Source organism: Streptomyces sp. NPDC092296, from assembly GCF_044755465.1.
Lineage (GTDB): Bacteria > Actinomycetota > Actinomycetes > Streptomycetales > Streptomycetaceae > Peterkaempfera.
This window is the reverse complement of sequence record NZ_JBIVRB010000002.1, coordinates 136,571-159,106: the sequence shown is the minus strand read 5'-3', so window position 1 is coordinate 159,106 and position 22,536 is coordinate 136,571. Positions and strand designations below refer to the sequence as shown.

The following is a 22,536-nucleotide window of genomic DNA, read 5'->3' as shown; positions in this document are numbered from 1 at the left end:
CGCCAGTATGGCCGAGCCGCCGGTCCCGTCCCGGTGGGGCGGGTGCGCCCGGCGTTGTAGCGTGCTCGCCATGGCACCCAGATTCGCTACCGCCGACCGCCCGGACCTCGCCGGGCTGCTCGACTTCCTGCGCCCCCGGCACCGGGCCCTGCTGATCACCACCCGCGCCGACGGCCGCCCGCAGACCTCCCCGGTGGCCTGCGGCGTGGACGCCGAGGGCCGGATCGTGGTCTCCACCTACCCCCAGCGCGCCAAGGCCCGCAACGCCCGCCGCGACCCCCGCGCGTCGGTCTGCGTGCTCTCCGACGACTGGGACGGGCCGTACGTCCAAATCGACGGCGACACCGAGGTGCTGGACCTGCCGGAGGCGCTGGAGCCGCTGGTCGAGTACTACCGCAGCATCTCGGGCGAGCACCCGGACTGGGACGAGTACCGCGCGGCCATGCACCGCCAGGGCAAGTGCCTGCTCCGGGTGACCCCCCAGCGCTGGGGGCCCATCGCCACCGGCGGCTTCCCCCCACCCACCGACGGCTGACGGCCCACCGACGGCTGACGACCGCACCCACCCCGGCCGGGGCCGGGCCCGCGCAGGACCGGGCGGGCCCGAGCCCAGGTCAGGGACCGGGCTGCTTGCGGGAGTCCCAGACCGGTGAGCCCGGACTGTCCGGGGGGTGGATGGTCATGAACCCCTGGTCCCACACGGTGAGCCGGTATCCCGGGGTGCCGTCCGGGTTGTCGGAGGCCCAGTAGACCGTCTCCTTGCCGGGCTCGCCCCTGCCCCGGACCCGCAGGTGCCCGTCGGCCTCCATGGCGCAGTGGCCGACGTCGTTCCGGTTGCGGTTGCGCGAGTTCCAGACCGGATGTGCCGTGTCATCGGTGGGGGCCAGCACCAGGTTGCCGTCGGTCTGGTACCCGAGGAGGAACCTGCCGCCCTGGGACACCACATTGTGGCCGCCCAGGAGGGTGTCGCCGGGGAGCATCTGGTCCCCCCGGGGTTCGGGGCCCTGGGTGTCGTACACATAGCCCAGGGCCCCGGGGTCGAGCACGCTCCGCACCGTGGTGCCCCAGGGCTTCATCGGGTCGTTGAGGTTGTGGCCGGGGCGGGCGCCGGTGGCCGGCGGGCCGTCGCCGGGGTGCCCGGCCTGCCACTGGGACCACAGGCGGTCCGTGTTGCAGTGGTGCAGGAAGAACACCGGGTCGTTGGGGGAGCTGGCCGGCCCCATGTGTCCGCCCACCCAGTTGTGGACCCGGTTGTGGATGTCCTCGAACGCGTTGCGGAACCCGGCCGAGCTGCCGTCCCAGGGGGCGGTGTCGTACGGCGTGCGGGTGAGGCAGTCCCGTACGGCGGCGGGGGTGGGGAGCGCCTCCTCCCCCAGGCCGAACTCCCGGCTGAGCCGGGTCCGGTCGATGCCGAGCGGGAGGCACTTCCAGCCGGTGTCGGCGGCGAAGCGCCCGTCCGGCACGGTCCGGTCCGCGTCGTCGCCTCCGTCACCGCCCAGGAAGTCGGCGTCCCAGATCGACGACCACGGGTCCCGGTCGACGGTCCAGTCCCAGTAGGGCACCGCCATCCCCGGTGCGAACCGTTGCAGACCCTGCTCGAAGCGGAGCAGGAACTCCCGGTGCCACGGCAGGAAGGCCGGCCCCGAATGGCCCACGGCGCTGTCGAAGAGGTCATAGTGCGCCCGGACGAAGCTGTCGTACCCGCCGGGGTCGCTTCGCTTCAGGGCCCACACGGCGTCGGCGTAGGCCCTCTTCTCCGCCGTGCTCAGCACGGCCTGGTTCCTGCGGACGACCAGGGCCATGGCTCCTCCTCGATGCGACAGTGCCTATGGGCGACGGTGCGTATGGGCGACGGTGCCTATGGGCGACGGTGCGTATGGTCCTCCGTGCGTGCTCGCGGTGCGTGCTTGCGCCCCGTCCGACCACCGTTGGACCCAGTCGTCGGCCCCCGCAACCGGGATTGCTCCATCCGGGGGATGCGCGGGCCGGCGTAAGGGGCGCGCGCAAGGCGGCGGAACGCCGAATTCGGGTGAACCCGATCGGCGCGCCTCCGGCCACGCCTACAGTCCCGAATGTGTGTCAGCAGTACTGCGGCAGAACCACGGGGCGAGGGAAGCAGAATGGATGTCAAACACCGGTTCGCATGGAGTGCGGTGACCGCCGCCATGACCGCGAGTGCGGCGATCACCGCTGCCTTTCCCGCCGAGGTGACATCGGCGGCGGCCACCTCGGCGGCACCGCCGAAAACCCAGCAGGTGGCCTATTTCGCGGACCGGCCGCTCAGCCCCGCGAAGGCGGTTCCCGCGTCCGTGCTCCCCGCCGAGGCCCGCGCGCAGCTGGCCGGGAAATCCGTGACGCCGAACATCGCGACGCCGCGCGGCTACCGGCTCCGCGAGGGCGGCCTGAAGACCGCCTACATCTACCAGTCGGCGTACGTCTGGGCCATCGAGGCGTCCTGCGGCGCCAACGGCTGCAAGCCGGTCCAGCAGGTGAAGCTCCACCTCAAGGAGAACGCGGTCGGGAAGACGTCCAAGCGCTGGACGCTGACCCTGTACGCCGGCCCCTGGAGCGGTCCGTCAAGCTTCAGCCTCCGCTATTACTACGAGTGCGGCGTCAACATCTCGAAAAGCCAGGACAAGACGTGCAGCAGCTGGCGCCACGATCACGCGGACGGCTCCGCTTCCAGCGCCGCGCACAACGGTACGACGCTGAACCACGGATTCGGCAGCACGAACAACGTCACGAAATTCCCGCTGGTCAGGTTTGACGTCAGGTTCGCCAACGGAAGTTCGGCGGTCGGCGACGACGGACACACCGGGGAGAAGTTCCGTGGCTGGGACGTCTGCGTCCGGGCGAGGACCACTAGGATGTGCCCGAAGACGGGCACTGGCGGCTGAATTCCGGAAACAGGAGCTCTCCATGGCTGCGCCGACCTGGGAGGAGCTGTGGAGGGCGCTGCTCTCCCGCCCGCGACCGGCCGTGACGGGTACGTACGCCGTGGTGCGGCCGCGCCGGGACCACGGGCACGGCCGCCCCCCGGGCCGGGTGGCCACCACCGAGACCTTCGCCTTCCGGCCGCCCGGGTCGTGGCGGTGCGCGTACACGGACCCGCTGGCCCATGCCGACGGGGCGCTGTGGATCGCGACCCCCGAGGAGTCCGGTGACGACGCTCCCTCCGGTCTCGACTTCGCGGAGGACGGCTTTCCCTGGGGCTTCGCGGAGTCGCCGGAGCGGCTGGTCCTCACCTCCGGGTACGGCCCGCTCGCCGCCGCCGTACCGCTGTCCGAGCCCGAGGAGGCCGTGCACGCGGACCGCAAGGGCTGGGCCGTCACGCTGGACGTACCGCTGGCCGGGCCGCTGGATGTGGTGGTGGACGGCACCGAGGGCCTGCTGCTGCGGGTCGGGTCGCCGGACGGCGCGTACCGGGAGGAGCTGCGCGACCTCGCCTTCCCCGACCGTCTCCCGGACTCCCTGTTCGACCCGGCGGACCTGGCCGGGGCCCAGGCGGCCTGGGAGGAGCGCCGCCGCGCCGCCGAGGCCGCCCACCGGGGGCGTCCGTTGCCCGTGCCCGGCTACTGGCCGGGGCCGAGGCAGCAGCCCTCCGTGCTCGACGGCGATCTGCCGAGCGGGCTGCTGGTCATCGACCTGGGCCTCGACCTGGGCGCCGGCACCCGGGCCCACGGCCCCTTCGACGCCCGCCTCGCCCGCAGCCGCCCCGGCGACCCGCCCTACCTGGGCGGCATCTTCGGTGACCCCGGCATCTGCGTCCACACCTGGACCGACCACACCTGGCAGTGGTCACTCGCCACCGACGGCCCCACCCTCACCCCCCGCGAGCTCGACGCCGTGATCACCTCGATGCCCGCCCCGCACGCCGACTGATCAGCGCCCGCCCGCACGCCCCGTCGCCGGCAAGCTCGGCGTCGAGGGTCGGGAGACGGAACCCCCCGATCGGCTACCCCTTCACAGTGATCTGGGATGCCGCGCTGGACCACAGGGGCACCCAGGACCTTCTCCCCCGAGCAGCAAGGGAGTTGAGCAGGTGAACAGTGCCGACCTGGCAGGTGCGGTCTGGCGGAGGAGCAAGCGCAGCAACGGACAGGCCGAGTGCGTCGAGGTGGCCTTCCTCGATGACGGGCGGGTGGCCCTGCGGGACAGCAAGGACCAGGGCAAGGGGCCCGCGCTCGTCTTCGCCCCCGGCGAGTGGCGGGCGTTCGAGGGCGGGATGCCGGACGGCGCATTCAGCCGCCCGTAAGCCTGGCAGAGCGCCCGGCCGCGGTCGACGGCCGGGCGCTCCCGGGTCACTGCGGGGCCGGGGCCGGGTCGGTGGGGGTGGCGGGGGTGGCGGGGGTCGGGGCGAGGGCGCCGGTGAGGGTGGCGGCGACGAGCAGCAGGGCGAGGACGACGGTCATGGTGGCCCGCAGGCCGAGGTGGTCGGCGAGCAGGCCGAGGGTGGGCGGGCCGACCAGGAAGGCGACATAGCCGGCGGTGGCGACGGCGGCGACCCGGGTGGCGGCGTCGTGCGGGTGGTCGCCTGCGGCGGAGAGGGTGACGGGGAAGCCCAGCGAGGCGCCCAGGCCCCACAGTACGGTGGCGGCGCCGGCGACCAGCGGGCTGGGCGAGAGGATGACCCCGGCCACGCCGACCACCGCGACCAGGGCGCTGACCCGCACGACCTGGACCCGCCCGAACCGTTCCAGCAGCGGCCCGCCGGTGAAGCGGCCGAGGGTCATCGCGGCGGCGAAGACCAGGAAGGTCAGCGATCCGGCGGTGGCGCTGACGTGGTGGCCGTCGACCATGAGCAGCGGCAGCCAGTCGTTGGCGGCCCCCTCCGCGAAGGCCATGGCCAGCACTATCAGGCCGATGAACGCCAGCCGCCGGTCCCGCCACACGCTCAGTTGGCGGCGCCAGCCACCGGGTTCCGGCGCAGCGGTGGCGGCGGTGGCCGTCTCCCGGCCGGTGCCCGGCGGGATGGAGAGTACGGACCAGCTGCCGGCCGCCGCGACGAGGACCGCGACGGCCGCCAGGTGCCAGCCGACCGGGAGCCGGACCGCGACCAGCCCCATGCCCAGCAGCGCGCCGGCGACGGTGCCCAGGCTGAAGCAGCCGTGCAGCACCGGCAGGACGGGGCGGCCGATGACGCCCTCGATGGCGGCGCCCTCGATGTTGAAGGCGACCTCGGCCAGCCCCAGGCCGAAGCCGAACAGGGCGAGGCCGCAGAAGACCCCGGCCGCCAGCGCCAGACTGGCGGACCCGGCGACGATCAGCAGCCCGGCCACGACCAGGGTGACCCCGGCGGTGATCGCGGCCCGGCCGCCCCGGCGGCGTACGAGGTGGCCGGAGGCGGTGACCCCGGCCATCGAGCCGGTGGAGAGTCCGAACAGCACCAGCCCCATGGCGCCGGTGGACACGTCCAGGCCGTCGCGGACCGCCGGGGTGCGCGCCACCCAGGAGGCCACGCCGGTACCGGCGGCGAGCATGAAGACGAACAGGGCGGCACGCCAGCGGCGGGTGGCAGCATCCATGGCAGCAGGGCCTCAGCAGACGGTTCGGATGGGCGGGAAGTACGATCGTACGCCCAGGTGTACGATCGTACGCATGCAGGACTACTTCGCCGGGGACCCCCGTACCAACCATGAGCGGATGCTCGCCGGAGACCTCTACATCTCCGACGACCCCGAGATCGCCAAGGCCCAGCAGCGCGCCGTGCGACTGGCCGCCGAGTACCAGGCCGCGTACGCCGAGGACGCCGGGGCCGCGCAGTCCGTCGTCACCGAGCTGATCGGTTCGCTGGGGGCCGGTGCCCACATCAGGCCGCCGCTGTTCGTCGACTACGGCACGTACATCAGCGTCGGTGCGGACACCTTCATCAACTACAATCTCACCGCCCTCGACGTCGCCCCCATCACCATCGGCCGCGACTGCCAGATCGGCCCCAACGTGCAGCTGCTCACCCCGACGCACCCGGTGGAGCCGCAGCCGCGCCGGGACAAGCTGGAGGCGGCCCGGCCGATCACGATCGGTGACAACGTCTGGCTCGGCGGCGGCGCGATCGTCCTGGCCGGGGTGACCATCGGGGACAACAGCGTCATCGGCGCCGGAGCCGTCGTCACCAAGGACATCCCCGCCAATGTGGTCGCTGTGGGCAACCCGGCCCGGGTGGTCCGTTCGATCTAGCAGAAGGAAGCACCGTGGCGACCGGACAGACCGACCCCGAGCGGCGGGAGCGCATCATCACCGCCGCGCTCGACCTGATCGCGGAGGCCGGGGTCGCCGGTACCTCGCACCGCAAGGTCGCCGCGCGGGCCGGGGTGCCACTGGGCTCGATGACCTACCACTTCGCCGGCATGGACGAGCTGCTGCGCGAGGCGTTCACCCGCTTCGCCACCAGCGTCGTCACGGTGTTCGAGGAGCGGCTCGGGGCCGCCGCCACCCCCGACCAGGCCCGGGAGGCGGTGGCGGACCTCGTGCACCACCTCTCCAGCGGCAACCAGCGCGAACTGGTCCTCACCCATGAGCTGTACACCCTGGCGGCCCGCAAGCCCGCCTACCGGGAGCTGACCCGGGAGTGGATGCGGCGCAGCCGCCGGGCGCTGGAGTGGCACTTCGATCCGGCGACCGCCCGCCAGCTCGACGCCCTCATCGAAGGACTGTCCATTCACCGCGCGCTGGAGACCGAGCCGCACGACCGCGCGCTCACCCTGGAGGCCATCACCCGGATCACCCGTGCGAACAGCGGCCCAGCCGCCTGACCACCCCGCTCCTCCGGGCACCCGGCAGCCCCAGCCACCCGCGCCCCGGCACCTGGCCGGCACCCGACCTGACATCGGTGCCGGCCAGGGTTTTTTCTGCCCGCCGACGGGATTGGGCGGCCGAGCCGGGGGAACCTGCGGAGGCCGGACCACCGATCCCCTTGGAGTGTGTTGGCCATGACCGCACAGAACCCCAGGACCGCGCTGGTGACGGGGGCGACCTCCGGCATCGGCAGGGCGACGGCCCAGGCGCTGGCCCGCGACGGCCACCGGGTGCTGATCCACGGACGGGACGCGGACCGGGGCGCGGCCGTGGTCCGCGCCGTCGAGGAGGCCGGCGGCCAGGCCCGCTTCCTCGCGGCTGACCTGCTCAACCCGGCCGACGTCGCCCGGCTGGCGGCTGAGGCGGGCCCGGTGGACGTCCTGGTGAACAACGCGGGGCGGGCCTGGTTCGGGCCCACCGCCGAGCTGGACACCGACACCTTCGACCGGCTGTTCGCGGGCAATGTACGGGCCGCCTACCAGCTGGTGGGCGCCCTGGCCCCGGGCATGGCCGAGCGCGGCTCCGGCGCCGTCATCAGCGTGGACAGCGTGGCCGGCCGCATCGGGCTGGCCGGCGGCGCCGCCTACAGCGCCTCCAAGGCGTCGCTCAGCGCGATGACGCGCTCCTGGGCCGCCGAGTTCAGCTCCCGGGGCGTCCGGGTGAACAGCGTCGCCCCCGGTCCGGTCTACACCGACGGGGCCAGCCGGGAACTGATCGAACAGCTGGGCGCCGAAACCCTGCTGCGGCGCCCCGCCCGCCCCGAGGAGATCGCGGCGGTGATCGCCTTCCTCGCCTCCCCGGCGGCCGGCTATGTGACCGGCGCCGTCATCCCGGTCGACGGCGGGCGGGGCGCCGTGTGACCGGCCCCCGCCCGCCCGGCGGGGGTCAGCGGGCGGCGGCCCACTGCGCCACGGTGAGCACCTCCGCCTGCCGGGGGAACACCTTCTCGGTGAGCACCCGGTGCACCTCGGGGTCGGCGTCGGCGCAGCCGTCGGCCAGCACGGTGAGCTCGAAGTCCAGGTCGGCGGCCTGGCGCAGGGTGGAGAGCACGACGCCGCTGGTGGCGACGCCGGTGAGGACCAGCTGGCCGACACCGCCCGCCCGGAGCACCAGGTCGAGGTCGCTGCCCGTGAAGGCGCTGACCCGCTTCTTGGTGACCACCACGTCGCCGGGCCGGGGCGCGACGTCCGGGTGAATCCGGGCGCCGGGGTCGCCCTCGGCGAAGGCGCCGCTGCCGGCGAGCCCGCCGAAGCGCTGGTTGCGGGCGCTGACCTCCGGGTGTCCGGCGCGGAATCCGAGGACCACGTAAATCACCGGGATGTCCGCCGACCGGGCGGCGTCGACCGCACCGCGCAGGCGCGGCAGGTATCCGGGGTCCGGGATGCGGTCCACGATGGCCCGCTGGATGTCCATCACGAGGAGGGCGCGGTGCGACATTCTTCCTGTCCGTTCGTCGGGTCGGTCTTCTGGCCGGCCGGGTCGGTCTTCTGGCCGGTCGGGACGGTCTTCTGGCCGGCCGGGTCGGTCGGGTCGGTCGTCTGCTCGGTGGTCGGGGCGCCCGTCGGGTCGGCCGGCTGCCCGGAGCCGGCCCGGTGGTGCCGGCCGCGCAGCGCCGAGGCGACCGCGCCGACCAGGGCCATCGCCGCGGCCACGCTGAAGACGGTGACCAGGCCGTGGTGGAACGGTCCGGTGACCAGTTCCGGGAAGAAGCGCGTCCCGGTCAGGGTCTGCGCGTTCTGGGCGGGCAGGGTGTCCAGTACGCCGCTGGGCCCGAGCAGATTGCCGACCGGGTTGTTGCCGAGGAAGGTGGCGAACAGCGTGCTCACCGGCGGCAGTCCGGCCACCTGCCCGGCCGTCGCCGCCGGTACGCCCTGGGCTTGCAGGCCGCTGTCCAGCGCGTGCGGCAGCGACCCGGCCAGGCCCGCGATCATCAGCGAGAAGAACAGCCCGATCGACAGCGAGGTGCCCGAGTTCTGGAGCGTCGAGCGCATGCCCGAGGCCGCCCCGCGCTGCCCCGGCGGCACACTGCCCATGATCGCCGAGGTGTTGGGGGCGGAGAACATCCCCTGCCCGAGCCCGCTGACCAGCAGCAGCGCCGCGAAGGCGGGGTAGGAGAAGTCCACCGGCAGCAGCAGCAGGCCGAGGAACGAGCCGGCCACCAGCAGCAGCCCGGTGGTGGCGAACAGCCGGGCGCCGAAGCGGTCCGACAGATAGCCGGACGTCGGACCGCCGATCAGGAAGCCGACGGTGAGCGGCAGCATGAAGATGCCGGCCCACAGCGGGGTGCGTTCGAAGTCGTAGCCGTGCAGCGGCAGCCAGATCCCCTGCAACCAGATGATCAGCATGAACTGCATGCCGCCCCGGGCGATGGCGATGAGCAGCGCCGCCAGGTTCCCGGCGGCGAACGCACGGATGCGGAACAGCCCGAGTTGGAACATCGGCTCCGCGATCCGGGTCTGCACCAGGCAGAACACCACCAGCAGCAGCACGCCGCCGACCAGTCCGGCCAGCACCCAGGGGTTGGTCCAGCCGGTGGAGTGGCCGCCGTACGGCTGGATGCCGTAGGTGATGGCGGCGAGCAGCGCGCCGGCCCCGGTGGCGAAGGTGATGTTGCCGGTCCAGTCGATGCGGCCCGGTCGGTGGGAGCCGGTCTCACGCAGACTGCGGTACGACCAGAAGGTGCCGACCACCCCGAACGGGACGCTGACCCAGAACACCGCCCGCCAGTCGACGGCGGCCAGCACGCCGCCGACGAGCAGCCCGAGGAACATGCCCGCCAGCGCGGTGATCTGATTGATGCCCAGCGCCATGCCGCGCTGCCGGGCCGGGAAGGCGTCGGTGAGGATCGCCGCCGAGTTGGCCGTCAGCATGGACCCGCCGACGGCCTGCACCATCCGGAAGCCGATCAGCCAGAGCGCGCCGCCGCCGCCCTTCAGCGGGTCGAGCGAGAGGGCGAGCGAGGCGCAGGCGAAGATCGCGAAGCCCATGTTGTACATCCGGACCCGGCCGAACATGTCCCCGAGCCGGCCGAGCGCGACCACCAGCACCGCCGAGACCAGCGTGTAGCCGAGGATCATCCAGAGCAGGTAGCCGATGTTGCCGGGGGCGAGCGGGTCCAGCCCGATGCCGCGGAAGATCGCGGGCAGCGAGATGATCACTATCGAGCTGTCTATGGTGGCGATCAGCACGCCGATCGTCGTGTTGGACAGCGCCACCCACTTGTAGCGTCCGCCGACCTCGCGCCCGCCCGGCTGCCGAGCGTCGGCCGCATCCGGCCGCCCGGCCGTCACAGCCGCTCCGCGAGGCGGTCCAGCAGCGGCAGCAGCGCGAGCATCTGCCGCCGCTCGGTGGGGGTGAACTCCTGGTCCAGCAGGGCGGCCAGCCGCTGCACCGACTCCGAGCGCCGGTCGGCCAGCACCTTGCGGCCGGTGTCCGTCACCGACACCACCGCGCGGCGGCCGTCGGCCGGGTCCTGACGGCGGCTCACCAGGCCGCGTTCCTCCAGCCCGGCCAGCGTGGCCGCCATGGCCTGCGGGCGCACCCGCTCCGTCTCCGCGAGCGCCCCCGGGGAGTCCGCGCCCTCCCGGTCCAGCCGGGAGAGCACGGACGCCTCGGAGAGGGTCAGCTCGCCCACCGTGTGGGCCTGCCGCACCCGGCGGGCGATCCGGCCGACGGCGAGCCGCAGCGCTGCGGCGACCTCGACGGCGTCATCAGGGGGTGTTCCGGTCTCATCCATGAGTAGTAACAATAGGTTAATCAATCTGTCGTAACTACCCCCACTCCGCCCCACCGCTCCGTACACCGCCTGGACGCCCCGCCGGGGGCGCCAGGAACCGCGCGCGCCCAGCCCGCACCGCCCCTCGGCACATCAGCCCCGCGAGGGAGCGGCCCGTCCTCGTCGAGCCGCGCGGCGGCCGCCTACGCGAGCGCGCGTACGGGCGTCAGAGTGGCGGCAGTGCCTGCTCGGCCCAGATGGTCTTGCCGGTGGACGCCTGCCGGGTGCCCCAGCGCTGGGTGAGCTGGGCGACCAGCAGCAGGCCCCGGCCGCCCTCGTCGAAGACCCGGGCCCGGCGCAGATGGGGGGCGGTGCTGCTGGTGTCGGAGACCTCGCAGACCAGGGCGTGGTCGTCGCGGATCAGCCGCAGCCGGATCGGCGGCCGGCCGTACCGGATCGCGTTGGTGACCAGCTCGCTCACCACCAGCTCGGTGATGAACCCGGCCTCGACCAGCCCCCATTCGGCCAGCCGCTGCCCGGCCGCCGCCCGCACCTCCGCGACCGCCGCCGGATCGTACGGCACCTCCCAGGTCGCCACCCGCGCCGGATCGAAGGCCAGGGTACGGGCGATCAGCAGCGCCACGTCGTCGCTCGGCCGGCCCGGCAGCAGGGCCCGGAGCACCTGGTCGCAGGTGGCCTCCAGCGAGGCGGCCGGGATGGCCAGCACCCGGCGCAGCTCGGCCAGCCCCTCGTCCACGTCCCGGTCGCGGGACTCGATCAGGCCGTCGGTGTACAGCACCAGCAGGCTGCCTTCGGGCAACTGCCGCTCGGCCGCCTCGAAGGGCAGCCCGCCCAGGCCCAGCGGCGGCCCGGGGGCCACGTCGAAGAAGTCCACCGTGCCGTCCGGAGCGACGACGGCGGGCACCGGGTGGCCCGCGCTGGCCAGGCAGCAGCTGCGGGAGACCGGGTCGTAGACCGCATACAGGCAGGTCGCGCCGACGTCGCCGCCGCCCTCGGAGGCCGGGTCGGTGACCCGGTCCTCGTCGGCGGCCAGATGGGAGACCAGGTCGTCCAGGTGGGTGAGCAGTTCGTCCGGCGGCAGGTCGACGTCGGCCAGGGTGCGGACCGCCGTACGCAGCCGGCCCATGGTGGCGGACGCCTGGATGCCGTGCCCGACCACGTCCCCGACCACCAGCGCGACCCTGGTCCCGGAGAGCGGCACCACATCGAACCAGTCGCCGCCGACGCCCGCCTGGGAGCCGGCGGGCAGGTAGCGGAAGGCGACCTCGACGGCCGCCTGGCCGGGCAGCCGCTGCGGCAGCAGGCTGCGCTGGAGGGCCAGCGCGGTGGTGTGCTCGCGGGTGAAGCGGCGGGCGTTGTCCACGCAGAGCGAGGCGCGGGCGACCAGCTCCTCGGCCAGCAGCAGGTCGTCCTGGACGAACGGCTCCGGGTGGGCGCTGCGGGTGAAGACGGCCACGCCGAGCAGCGCACCGCGCGCGCTCAGCGGCACCACCATCATCGAGTGCTGCCCACGGCCGTGCCTCCGGTCGGCCGACCCGGGGTGGTCGGCCGGCCAGCGGACGAAGGCCGGGTCGGCGGCGCCGAGCAGGGCGGACCGGCCGGTGGCCAGGCAGTCGGCGGGCGGCGAGCCGGGGGCGTACGCGGTGATCGCCCCGACGCCGGGGCACTCCCCGGTGGCCGAGCGGTGCGCGGCGCGGCGCATCGCCACCGGTCCGGCGATCGGCCCCGGCACCGGCTCCTCGCCCTGCCACAGGCCCTCCAGCAGGTCGACGCTGGCGAAGTCGGCGAGCCGGGGCACCGCCATGTCGGTCAGCTCCTGGGCGGTCTGCACCACGTCCAGGGTGCTGCCGATCCGGATGCCGGCCTCGTTGAGCAGGGCGAGCCGGTCGCGGGCCAGCTGCTGCTCGGTGCCGTCGATCGACGCGACGGAGACGCCGCACAGCTGCCCGGCCAGGTCGCGCACCGGCCAGAGCCAGGTGTCCCAGGCGATGGCGTCGGGCATGCCGGGCTTGCGGGTGCGGCTCTCGAAGTGGACGGGCAGCCCGGTTTCGAGCACCTGCCGCAGCCGCCGCAGGTACTCGGCGCTGACCGCGCCCCGGTTGCCCTCCTCCAGGCGGAACCCCCGCACGTCGGCCTTGCGGATCTTGAACGCCCGGCAGGCCGTGTCGTTGATCCAGCGCCGCCGCAGTTCCAGGTCGTAGGTGGCGAACTGGGCGGGCGACTGGTCGAAGGACCACTCCAGCAGCGTCAGATCCTGCTCGGAGCGCAGCCGCTCCACCGGGAGGGCGAACAGCTGGTGGGCCAGCAGCCGCCCGGCGCCGTCCAGCAGCGGTTCGATGCGCACCTCGACCGCGAGCCAATGCCCGGCCAGGTGCCGCAGCCGCAGCAGGCCGCGCCATGGGCGGTGGGCGGCGCAGGCCCGCAGCGCTTCGCGCGGCGGCTCGGTGCCGAGCAGGTCGGCGGCGGGCCGGCCCACCGCCTGGTCGGCGGTGTGGCCGAGCAGCAGCCGGGCGCTCTCGCTCCACCCGGTCAGGACGCCGCGGGGGTCGGCGGTGGCCGTCGCCGGCTCCGCCGGCCAGCGACGATCGCCGGGCTGGTCCCGGGGGTCGCTGCCGTGCGTCTCCATCGCTGCCCATTCCGCACCGGTCGGGGTGGTCGGTGCTCCCAGCGTCTCCCCTGGGCCGCAGCCGCTCAACTCGGCGGCCGGTCGGCGGGGCGGCCGACGCGGGCCCGGCGCGGGCCGGTGCACGGGCGCCGGGCCGCGCCGCGCGCACCGGCGTGCGCCCCTGCCGCGCAGGGCCGATCGGGGTGTAACGGAACCGGTCCATCCGGCTGCGCCGGGGGGCCGGAGGCGATGTAATGACCATGTGGCCGGGGAGCAGACGGAGAGACGCGGGGTGAGACCGCTGCGCGCCGACCTGGCCCGGCGGTCGCTGCGCGCGGGGGTCGACGCGGCGGTGCCGCTGCGGGCGGTGGTGGAGCAGCTCCTGGTCGCGACGGGGGCCACGCTGGCAGCCGTGTACGCGACCCGGGAGCACGCCGGGGAGCTGAGCCTGGTCGAGGAGGCCGGGGTGCCCCGGGCGCTGTACGGGCTGCGCCGCGAGTACCCGGTGCCCGGCCGCTCCCCGCTCGCCGCCGCGCACGAGGCGGGGCGCCCGCTCTGGCTGGCCCCGGCGGCGGTCGCCGGGGGGCAGTACGGGCCGGCGCTGACCGGGGAGGTCGCGCTGGCGGTGCTGCCGCTGGTGGCGGGCGGCCGGAGCACCGGCGGCTGCCTGCTGGTGGTGGACGAGGACCGCGACGGGTTCGACGAGGAGTACCGGGCGCTGCTGGCGCTGTTCGCGGACCGGATCGCGGCCGACGAGTCGCTGGCGCCGCCCCGCCCCGAGACGCGCGGCAACGGCGCGGGCACCTTCGCGCTGACGCTGGCCACCGGCCGGCTGGAGGCGGACGCCCGGGTGCTGGAGCTGTTCGGGCTGGCCCCGGCGGAGTTCGACGGCCGGGTGGAGACGCTGCTCGGCCTGACCGTGCCGGAGGATCTGCCCGCCCTGATGTCGGTGATGGACCCGGGGCCGCGCGCCACCGGGCGCGACCTGGAGTTCCGGGTCCGCCGGGGCAACGGCGAGCTGACCTGGCTGCGGCTGCGCAGCGAGGTCACCCCGGGCGCCGACGGGCTGCCCACCCGGCTGCTGGGCAGTGTCGCGGACGCCTCCCGGCTGCGGCCGGGGGTGGACGACATCTCCCGGGTGCAGCGGCTGGCGACCACCCTGGCGACGGCGGTCACCGTGCAGGACGTCGGCCGGGCGATGGTCAGCGCGCTGCGCCACCCGCTGGGCGCCGACCGGGTGGCGCTGGCGGAGCTGGAGGCGGACCGGCTGGTGGCGACCCTGCTGGACCCGCCGGAGCCGGAGGCCTGGCCGGACGTGTGGCGCGCGGAGTGGCGCTCGGAGTGGCCCGACGCGCCGGCGCGCGCGATGCCGACTCTGGAGTCGGCGCTGCGCGACGGCCGCCCCTCGTTCTGGCCGGCGGGCGCGCCGCTGGAGCCGGGACTGTCCGAGATGGGTCCGGGCGGCCTCGCGCTGCTGCCGCTGCCCGCCGCCGGCCGGGTGGTGGGCGCCTGCCTGCTGGGCTGGGAGCAGCCGCACACCTTCAGCTCCGACGAGCGGGCGCTGCTGACGGCCGCCGCCGCGCTGGCCGGGCAGGCGCTGGAGCGCGCCCACACGCTGGACGCGGAGCACGAGCTGATCGGCACCCTGCAACGCGCGCTGCTGCCGCGCCGGCTGCCGCAGCTGCCCGGCGGGGTGGCGGTCGCCCGCTATCTGCCCGCGACGGCCGGGTTGGAGGTGGGCGGCGACTGGTACGACGTGATCCCGCTGACCGACGGGCGGGTGGCGCTGGTGATCGGTGATGTGCAGGGGCACAACGCCGGGGCGGCGACGCTGATGGGCCAGATGCGGACGGCCATCCGGGCGTACGCGGTGGAGGGGCACCCGGCCGACGTGGTGGTCTCGCACGCCAACCGGCTGTTGGTCGGGATGGGCACCGACCTCTTCGCGACCTGCTGCTACGTGGTGGTCGACATGGAGGAGGGCAGCGCCTGGTGCGCGCGGGCGGGGCACATCCCGCCGGTGCTGCGGCTGCCGGACGGCCGTACCGAGGTGGTGGTGGCCGAGGGCGGGCCGCCGCTGGGCGTGCTGGAGGACGCGCACTTCCCGATCACGCCGCTGGCGCTGCTGCCCGGCACGCTGCTGGTGCTGACCACCGACGGCCTGGTGGAGTCCCGCACGCTGACGCTGGACGACGGTCTGGGCCGGCTCTGCGCGACGCTGGGCCGTACCGAGGCCGGTGATGTGGAGCAGGTGGCGGACACCCTGCTCGGCGACGCGACCCGGCGCGACGACGACGTGGCGGTGCTGCTGCTGCGCTACGACGGGATGGGGTCGCTGCCGGTACGGGCCGGGTGGACGGTGTGGCGGCTGCCGGAGGCGGTCTCGCACGCCCGCCGCTTCGTGGCCCGCACGCTCTCCTCCTGGGGGCTCGCGGAGGAGGCGGACGCGCCGCTGCTGGTGGTCTCGGAGCTGGTCACCAATGCGCTGGTGCACACCCAGGGGCCGGTACGGCTGGACCTCACCCATGTGGGCGACCGGCTGCGGATCGCGGTGACGGACGCCTCGCCGCGGTCCCCGGTGAAGCCGGCCAACATCGGCTGGGAGGCGACCGGCGGGCGGGGAATCATGCTGGTCGAGGCGGTGTCCGGGACGTTCGGTTCGCTGCCGATGGGCGGCGGCAAGCAGGTGTGGAGCGAGATCACGGTGTCGGCGCGCGCCGTACCGGAGTAGTGCGCCCCGGGCGTGTGCGCCCTTGCCGCACCCCACCCCGGTCATGTAGATGTCACATACACGCGATAAGGTTGCCTCCGACAACTAACTACATCCCACGGCCTGCACTCGCCGACGCGCAGCAGTCGCAGGCGGAGGAGTACACCCGCAGTGGCCATAGCCGACCGGACATCACAACCACCCCAGCCGAACGGGCTGAGCCCCCACTACAAGTGGATCGCACTGTCCAACACCACGCTCGGTGTGCTGATGGTGATGATCAACCAGTCGATCGTGCTCATCGCACTCCCGGACATCTTCCGCGGCATCCATCTCGACCCGCTCGACTCGGCCAACACCAGCTACCTGCTGTGGATGCTCATGGGCTTCATGGTGGTCACGGCGGTGCTGGTGGTGACCTTCGGCAGACTCGGCGACATGTTCGGCCGGGTCCGCATGTACAACATGGGCTTCGCCGTCTTCACCTTCTGCTCGATCATGCTCTCGATCACCTGGTTCGGCGGCAGCGCGGGCGCGCTCTGGCTGATCGGCTGGCGGATCGTGCAGGGCATCGGCGGGGCGCTGCTGTTCGCCAACTCCACGGCCATCCTCACCGACGCCTTCCCCGCCGATCAGCGCGGCACCGCGCTGGGCATCAACTCGCTGGCCGCCATCGCGGGCTCGTTCATCGGGCTGATCCTGGGCGGCGTGCTCGCGCCCACCAGCTGGAAGCTGATCTTCCTGGTCTCGGTGCCGTTCGGCCTCTTCGGCACGGTGTGGGCGTACCTCAAGCTGCATGACACCGGCGTCCGGCGCCGCGCCAGGATGGACTGGTGGGGCAATGTCACCTTCGCCCTCGGACTGGTCTCCATCCTGGTCGGCATCACCTACGGCATCCAGCCCTACGGCTCCTCCACCATGGGCTGGAGCAACCCGTGGGTGCTCGCCGCGCTGATCGGCGGCGCGGCGGTGCTGGCGGTGTTCGTCCGGATCGAGATGACCGTCGCCGACCCGCTGTTCCGGCTCTCGCTCTTCCGGGTCCGCGCCTTCACCGCCGGCAACATCGCCAGCCTGCTCACCGCGCTCGGCCGCGGTGGCCTCCAGTTCATGCTGATCATCTGGCTGCAGGGCATCTGGCTGCCGCTGCACGGCTACAGCTTCGAGAAGACCCCGCTCTGGGCCGGCATCTACATGATCCCGCTCACCATCGGCTTCCTGATATCCGCGCCGCTGTCCGGCTGGCTCTCCGACCGCTACGGCGCCCGGTCCTTCACCGTCTCCGGCGCCCTGGTCACCGCCGCCAGCTTCGTCGCCCTGATGCTGCTGCCGACCGACTTCTCCTACCCCGTCTTCGCGGTGCTGCTGCTGGTCAACGGCCTAGGCTCCGGCCTGTTCTCCTCCCCCAACCGGGCCGAGATCATGAACGCCGTGCCCGCCCAGTCGCGCGGCGTCGGCGCCGGCATGACCGCCACCTTCCAGAACTCCTCGATGGTGCTCTCCATCGGCGTCTTCTTCAGCCTGATGATCGCGGGCCTGTCCACCAGCCTGCCGCACGCCATGCACGACGGACTGGTCCAGCAGGGCGTCCCCGCCGCGCAGGCGGATCAGATCTCCCAGCTGCCGCCGATCGCGGTGCTGTTCGCCGCCTTCCTCGGCTACAACCCGCTGAAGGAGCTGCTCGGCAGCAGCCTCAGCAGCCTGCCGGACGGCGGCAAGAGCGTCACCAGCAAGGAGTTCTTCCCGCACCTGATCTCCGGACCGTTCCACGACGGCCTGGTGATCGCCTTCTGGTTCGCGGTGGCCGCCTGCGTCATCGCCGCGCTGTCGTCGCTGCTCACCGGTCGCATCGACCGCAAGCACCCGGTGCCCGCCGCCGAGCCGCTCGGCTCCGAGCTGGCCGCCGTCTCCAGCGGCGCCGGACTCGCCCCCAGCGAGCTGGTCGTGCCCGAGGAGGGCGAGCGCCCCGAGCGGACCGACTGAACCGCCACCGCCGCCACCGGCCCCCGGGCGGGTGGCGGCGGGACTCGAACGGCCCGGCAGCGCGCGCGGGACCCGGCGGCCCGGCCTAGCGTGGGAGCGGCCACCGCCCCCGCCGCTGCGAGGACCCAGAGATGATCGAAGCCGTCGGCCTGACCAAGCGCTACGGCCCCAGGACCGCCGTCGCGGACCTCCGCTTCACCGTCCGGCCCGGCACGGTCACCGGCTTCCTCGGGCCCAACGGCGCGGGCAAGTCCACCACCATGCGGCTGATCCTGGGCCTGGACGCGCCCAGCTCCGGCACCGTCACCGTCGGCGGCCGCCGCTACGCCGACCATCCGGCGCCGCTGCGCGAGGTCGGCGCGATGCTGGAGGCCCGCTCCGTACACACCGGCCGCAGCGCCTACCACCACCTCGCCGCGCTCGCCGCCACCCACGGCATCCCCCGCCGCCGGGTCGAGCAGGTCATCGACCTGGTCGGACTCGGCGAGGCGGCCCACCGCCGGGTGGGCGGCTTCTCGCTCGGCATGGGCCAGCGCCTCGGCATCGCCGGGGCGCTGCTCGGCGACCCCGGCACCCTGCTGCTGGACGAGCCGGTCAACGGGCTCGACCCGGAGGGCATCCGCTGGGTGCGCACCCTGCTCACCTCGCTCGCCGCCGAGGGGCGGACCGTACTGGTCTCCTCGCACCTGATGGGCGAGATGGCGCTGACCGCCGAGCACCTGATCGTCATCGGGCGGGGCCGGCTGATCGCGGACACCTCGGTCGAGGAGTTCACCCGCCGCGCCTCGCACCGCACCGTACGGGTCCGTACGCCCGAGGCCGCGCGGCTCGGCGGGCTGCTCAGCGCGGCCGGGGCGCGGGTCGGCGCGGGGGAGCGGCCCGATGTGATCGAGGTCGCGGGGGCGGACAGCGAGCGGATCGGGCGGCTGGCCGCGCGGTACGGGCTGCCGCTGGTCGAGCTGACGCCGCAGCCGGCCTCGCTGGAGGAGGCGTTCATGGAGCTGACCCGGGACGCGGTGGAGTACCAGTCAGCCGACCGGCCGGCCCCGGCGCTCCGGCCCGTGACCGCGCTGGTGACCGCGCCCGTGGTCGATGCTGTCGAGGAGGTCGCCGGATGAGCGCCACCGCTTCCGCCGTCGCCGCCGGTGCCTCCGGTACCGCCGCCGGTGCCGCCGTCCGTGCCGTCGTCCCGGACACCGGGCGCGGCGGGGTCACCGCACTGCGGGTCGTCCACTCCGAGTGGATCAAGTTCCGGTCGCTGCGGTCCACCTGGTGCACCCTGCTCGCCGCGACCGTGGCGATGATCGGCTTCGGCGCGCTGATCTGCTGGGTGACGGTCGACCACTGGGCCCGGCTGCCCCAGGACGAACGGCTCGCCTTCAGCCCGGCCGGGCAGAGCCTCAAGGGGTTCTACCTGGCCCAGCTGGCGATCGGCGTCCTCGGCGTCCTGGTCGTCACCGGCGAGTACGCGACCGGGGCGATCCGCTCCACGCTGGCGGCGGTGCCGCGCCGGGTGCCGGTGCTGCTGGCCAAGGCCGGGGTGTTCGGCGCGGTGACGCTCGCCGTCACCGGGGTGGCCTGCCCGGCGGCGTTCCTGCTGGGGCAGTCCGTACTGGCCGGGCAGCACCTGGGCACCGGGCTCGCCGCGCCCGGGGTGCTGCGGGTCGTACTGGGCACGCCGCTGTATCTGACGGCCGTCGGGCTGCTGGCGGTCGGCGTGGGCAGCCTGGTGCGCAGCACGGCGGGCGGTGTCGCCACCGTCCTCGGGCTGCTGCTGGTGCTGCCCGTACTGGCCCAGGTGCTGCCCGGCTCCTGGCGCGACCACATCTTCCCGTACCTCCCCGGCCCGGCCGGCCAGGCCCTCACCACCCTCCACGCCCAGCCCTCCGCCCTCGCCCCCTGGCCCGGCTTCGCCCTGCTCTGCGGCTACGCCGCCGCAGCCCTGGCCGCCGGCGCGCTCCTCCTGCGCCACCGCGACGCCTAGCCTCCCCCGGGGGCCTGCGGGACTGCCTGTGTACGGGGCTTCACCTCCGTGCATGGTTGCTCGCGCAGGTGGCCGCATGGCCGACAATCCGCCGGCCACCCCGCACGGGCCTCGGGGCGCGAGGACCGGCGCGGCCGACCCTCCACTCCCGCAGAGCGCAGCCCCACGCCCCCCGGTAGCCGCAGCGCCCCTGGGCCATCCGGGTGAGCCGAGGGCCGGCCGGGGCGCGGGGCGGCCGAATGGGTGCCGGGGGCCTCTAGCGTGCTGCCGGGGAGCGCGAGGACCGCCTCCCGTTCCCGGGGCGGCCGCTGCCGTGGCCGGGAAGTCGCCGGACCCGGGGAGGACCCGCCCATGCCCGCTGCCGCACCGCCGTCCGCCGCCCGGGGGCGGCGCCTGTTGCCCTTCCTGTCCGGCGGCGGGAGAGCGGTCGGCGCCGGGGCCGCGGCCCTGGCCCTGCTGGCGGCGGCCCCCGCCCCGGGCACCTCCGGCAGCGCCGGCCGCGCCGCGCCGCCGGCGGCCGACCCGGCGGCCGACCCCGCGTCGCTGGTGAACCCGCTGATCGGCACGGCCGGCGTGGTCCACACCTTCCCCGGCCCGGTGGTCCCGTTCGGCATGATGCAGCTCGGCCCGGACACCACACCGGAGCGGGCGTACGGCGGCGGCTACTCGTACGCGGCCAAGCGGCTCACCGGCTTCGGCCTCACCCATCTGAGCGGTCCCGGCTGCCCCGCCGCAGGCGACGTCCCGCTGCTGCCGCTCGCCGGCGAGCTGCCGGACGACCCGGGCGCCGCCTCGGTCGGCTTCTCGCACCGCCGCGAGACCGTCCGTACCGGCTTCTACCGGGTCACCGACGACAGCGGCGTCACCACCGAGCTCGCCTCGGCGGCCCGGTCCGGCGCCGCCCGGTTCACCTTCCCGGCCGATCGGCCGGCCCGGCTGCTGCTGAAGCTGCGCGGCGGCGCCACCCAGGTCGACGGGACGCGGGTCCGGTTCGTCTCCGACCACGAGATCGCGGGCTCGGTGCGCAGCGGCCACTTCTGCGGCGCGGCCAACACCTACACCCTGCACTTCGCCGTCGTCTTCGACCGGCCGCTGTCCGGCGGCGGCACCTGGCGCGGCGGCCGGTCCAGCGCGCTGCCCGGTCCGGACGGCGAGGAGCTGTCCGACGCGGACGGGGCGTACGCGGAGTTCGACCCCGGGCGCGGCCCGGTCACCGCCCGGATCGGCATCTCGTACACCAGCCAGGACGGCGCCCGGCGCAACCTCGCCAAGGAGGCCGAGCACCGGGACGTCCGGGAGCTGGAGGACGACGCGCACGCCGCCTGGAACCGGGAGCTGGGCCGGATCAGGGTGACCGGCGGCACCCGGGACGAGCGGGTGCAGTTCTACACCGCGCTCTACCACGCGCTGCTGCACCCCAATGTCTTCAGCGACACCGACGGCCGCTACGCCGGGATGGACAAGGAGATCCACACCGCGCCGCGCGGCCACGCCCACTACGCCAACTTCTCCGGCTGGGACACCTACCGCAGCCAGGCGCAGCTGATGGCGCTGGTGGACCCGGCGGTGGCGAGCGACATGGTCTCCGCGATGCTGCGGGACTTCGACGAGTCCGGCAGCCTGCCCAAGTGGACGCAGAACAACGGCGAGAGCTGGGTGATGATCGGGGACCCGGCGGACGGCATCATCGCGGGGGCGTACGCCTTCGGCGCGCGCGGCTTCGACGCCCGGCGCGCGCTGGCGGTGATGGTCCGCGAGGCGACGGACCGCAATGACGCGCGGCCCGGCCAGGCGGTCCGCGACCGGCTGGGCTATCTGCCGGTGGACGGCAAGGACTGGGGCTGCTGCCACTTCTACGGCACGGTCTCCACCCTGCTGGAGTACGACAACGCGGACTACGCCATCGCCTCCTTCGCCCGCGGCCTCGGTGACCGGGACACGTACACCCGGTTCGCCACCCGGGCGCAGGACTGGCAGAACGTCTTCAACCGGCGCAGCGGCTACCTCCAGCCCCGGCTTGCGGCGGGCGGGTTCGCGCCCGGCTTCACGCCGGGTGCCACCCGGGGCTTTGTGGAGGGCAGCTCGGCGCAGTACACGCCGATGGTGGCGTTCAACCTGCGGCGGCAGATCGAGGGGCGCGGCGGCACCCGGGCGTGGAGCCGCTATCTGGACGGCCTGCTGAAGGACGTCCGCCACCCGGCGCCGACCCGGGCCGACCTCAACAACGAGCCCAGCCTCGGCATCCCGTGGCAGTACGACTGGACCGGGGAGCCGTGGAAAACGCAGCGCGCGGTGCGCGAGGTGCAGCGCGCGCTCTGGTCGAACTCCCCCGGCGGGCAGTTCGGCAACGACGACCTGGGGGCGATGAGCTCCTGGTACGTCTGGTCGATGCTCGGGCTGTACCCGGCGGTGCCCGGCTCGGACCTGCTGGTGCTGGGCAGCCCCGGCTTCCCGTCGGTGACGGTCTCCCCGCCGGGCGCGGCGCCGTTCACCGTGCGCGGGCGCGGGGCGGCGGCGGGCGCGCCGTACGTACAGCGGCTCACGCTGGGCGGTCGCCCGCTGGACGCGCCCTGGCTGCGCTTCGGTGAGCTGCGCGGCCGGACGCTGGACTTCACCCTGGCCGCCACCCCGGCCAAGGGGTGGGGCGCGGCCGCGTCGGCGGCGCCGCCGTCGGACGCGACCGGGCAGCGGCCCTGGCCCAAGGGCTGAGGGCCCATCGCGGGGAG

General features: G+C 74.3%; 18 protein-coding genes. 12 read left to right on the top strand and 6 right to left on the bottom strand.

Annotation, left to right across the window (positions count from 1 at the left end):
• Positions 1 to 70: 70 nt before the first annotated feature.
• Positions 71 to 535, top strand: coding sequence for a PPOX class F420-dependent oxidoreductase (locus tag ACIQGZ_RS08440; RefSeq protein ID WP_402600130.1), 465 nt, complete (start codon positions 71 to 73; stop codon positions 533 to 535).
• A 79-nt stretch (positions 536 to 614) separates the two neighbouring features.
• Here ACIQGZ_RS08440 and ACIQGZ_RS08435 read toward each other — a convergent pair whose 3' ends face one another.
• Positions 615 to 1,802, bottom strand: coding sequence for a tyrosinase family protein (locus ACIQGZ_RS08435; protein ID WP_402600129.1), 1,188 nt, complete (start codon positions 1,800 to 1,802; stop codon positions 615 to 617).
• A 351-nt stretch (positions 1,803 to 2,153) separates the two neighbouring features.
• Here ACIQGZ_RS08435 and ACIQGZ_RS08430 point away from each other — a divergent pair, with 351 nt between their 5' ends.
• From ACIQGZ_RS08430 to ACIQGZ_RS08420, 3 genes are all read left to right on the top strand, one after another.
• Positions 2,154 to 2,897 carry a hypothetical protein gene (locus ACIQGZ_RS08430; protein WP_402600128.1) on the top strand — a complete coding sequence of 248 codons (744 nt, stop codon included), beginning with the start codon at positions 2,154 to 2,156 and terminating at the stop codon, positions 2,895 to 2,897.
• A gap of 22 nt (positions 2,898 to 2,919) precedes the next feature.
• Positions 2,920 to 3,882 (top strand): hypothetical protein, encoded by a 963-nt coding sequence (locus ACIQGZ_RS08425; RefSeq protein ID WP_402600127.1) that lies wholly within the window; start codon positions 2,920 to 2,922, stop codon positions 3,880 to 3,882.
• Positions 3,883 to 4,042: 160 nt separating this feature from the next.
• Entirely contained in the window at positions 4,043 to 4,255 is a 213-nt protein-coding gene (locus ACIQGZ_RS08420) for a DUF397 domain-containing protein (protein WP_402600126.1), read from the top strand.
• A gap of 46 nt (positions 4,256 to 4,301) precedes the next feature.
• On the opposite strand, the gene ACIQGZ_RS08415 is transcribed toward ACIQGZ_RS08420, so the two are convergent.
• Complete coding sequence (locus ACIQGZ_RS08415) at positions 4,302 to 5,525, bottom strand: MFS transporter (RefSeq protein ID WP_402600124.1); 1,224 nt, start codon at positions 5,523 to 5,525, stop codon at positions 4,302 to 4,304.
• 73 nt (positions 5,526 to 5,598) lie between these two features.
• On the opposite strand from ACIQGZ_RS08415, the gene ACIQGZ_RS08410 reads away from it, so the two are divergent.
• From ACIQGZ_RS08410 to ACIQGZ_RS08400, 3 genes are all read left to right on the top strand, one after another.
• Complete coding sequence (locus tag ACIQGZ_RS08410; protein ID WP_402600123.1) at positions 5,599 to 6,177, top strand: sugar O-acetyltransferase; 579 nt, start codon at positions 5,599 to 5,601, stop codon at positions 6,175 to 6,177.
• Positions 6,178 to 6,191: 14 nt separating this feature from the next.
• A complete protein-coding gene (locus ACIQGZ_RS08405; protein WP_402600122.1) occupies positions 6,192 to 6,752 on the top strand; it encodes a TetR/AcrR family transcriptional regulator in 561 nt (186 codons plus the stop codon).
• 177 nt (positions 6,753 to 6,929) lie between these two features.
• Positions 6,930 to 7,655, top strand: coding sequence for an SDR family NAD(P)-dependent oxidoreductase (locus tag ACIQGZ_RS08400; RefSeq protein WP_402600121.1), 726 nt, complete (start codon positions 6,930 to 6,932; stop codon positions 7,653 to 7,655).
• A gap of 25 nt (positions 7,656 to 7,680) precedes the next feature.
• On the opposite strand, the gene ACIQGZ_RS08395 is transcribed toward ACIQGZ_RS08400, so the two are convergent.
• From ACIQGZ_RS08395 to ACIQGZ_RS08380, 4 genes are all read right to left on the bottom strand, one after another.
• Positions 7,681 to 8,232 carry a cysteine hydrolase family protein gene (locus ACIQGZ_RS08395; protein ID WP_402600119.1) on the bottom strand — a complete coding sequence of 184 codons (552 nt, stop codon included), beginning with the start codon at positions 8,230 to 8,232 and terminating at the stop codon, positions 7,681 to 7,683.
• Complete coding sequence (locus ACIQGZ_RS08390; RefSeq protein ID WP_402600118.1) at positions 8,208 to 10,085, bottom strand: MFS transporter; 1,878 nt, start codon at positions 10,083 to 10,085, stop codon at positions 8,208 to 8,210. The genes ACIQGZ_RS08395 and ACIQGZ_RS08390 overlap by 25 nt, the downstream gene beginning before the upstream one ends.
• Positions 10,082 to 10,531: a MarR family winged helix-turn-helix transcriptional regulator gene (locus tag ACIQGZ_RS08385; protein ID WP_402600116.1), complete on the bottom strand. Its 450-nt coding sequence runs from the start codon at positions 10,529 to 10,531 to the stop codon at positions 10,082 to 10,084. The genes ACIQGZ_RS08390 and ACIQGZ_RS08385 overlap by 4 nt, the downstream gene beginning before the upstream one ends.
• Before the next feature lie 205 nt (positions 10,532 to 10,736).
• On the bottom strand, positions 10,737 to 13,157 hold the full coding sequence (locus ACIQGZ_RS08380) for a SpoIIE family protein phosphatase (RefSeq protein WP_402600115.1): 2,421 nt from the start codon (positions 13,155 to 13,157) through the stop codon (positions 10,737 to 10,739).
• A 271-nt stretch (positions 13,158 to 13,428) separates the two neighbouring features.
• Between ACIQGZ_RS08380 and ACIQGZ_RS08375 the strand changes: the two genes are divergently transcribed.
• The 5 genes from ACIQGZ_RS08375 to ACIQGZ_RS08355 all read left to right on the top strand — a co-directional run bounded on the left by ACIQGZ_RS08375 (position 13,429) and on the right by ACIQGZ_RS08355 (position 22,519).
• On the top strand, positions 13,429 to 15,867 hold the full coding sequence (locus ACIQGZ_RS08375; RefSeq protein ID WP_402600114.1) for a SpoIIE family protein phosphatase: 2,439 nt from the start codon (positions 13,429 to 13,431) through the stop codon (positions 15,865 to 15,867).
• 156 nt (positions 15,868 to 16,023) lie between these two features.
• Positions 16,024 to 17,826 (top strand): MFS transporter, encoded by a 1,803-nt coding sequence (locus tag ACIQGZ_RS08370; protein ID WP_402600725.1) that lies wholly within the window; start codon positions 16,024 to 16,026, stop codon positions 17,824 to 17,826.
• Between the two features lie 131 nt (positions 17,827 to 17,957).
• A complete protein-coding gene (locus tag ACIQGZ_RS08365) occupies positions 17,958 to 18,944 on the top strand; it encodes an ATP-binding cassette domain-containing protein (RefSeq protein WP_402600113.1) in 987 nt (328 codons plus the stop codon).
• Complete coding sequence (locus ACIQGZ_RS08360; RefSeq protein WP_402600112.1) at positions 18,941 to 19,810, top strand: ABC transporter permease; 870 nt, start codon at positions 18,941 to 18,943, stop codon at positions 19,808 to 19,810. The genes ACIQGZ_RS08365 and ACIQGZ_RS08360 overlap by 4 nt, the downstream gene beginning before the upstream one ends.
• Before the next feature lie 351 nt (positions 19,811 to 20,161).
• Positions 20,162 to 22,519 carry a GH92 family glycosyl hydrolase gene (locus ACIQGZ_RS08355; protein WP_402600111.1) on the top strand — a complete coding sequence of 786 codons (2,358 nt, stop codon included), beginning with the start codon at positions 20,162 to 20,164 and terminating at the stop codon, positions 22,517 to 22,519.
• Positions 22,520 to 22,536 lie beyond the last annotated feature (17 nt).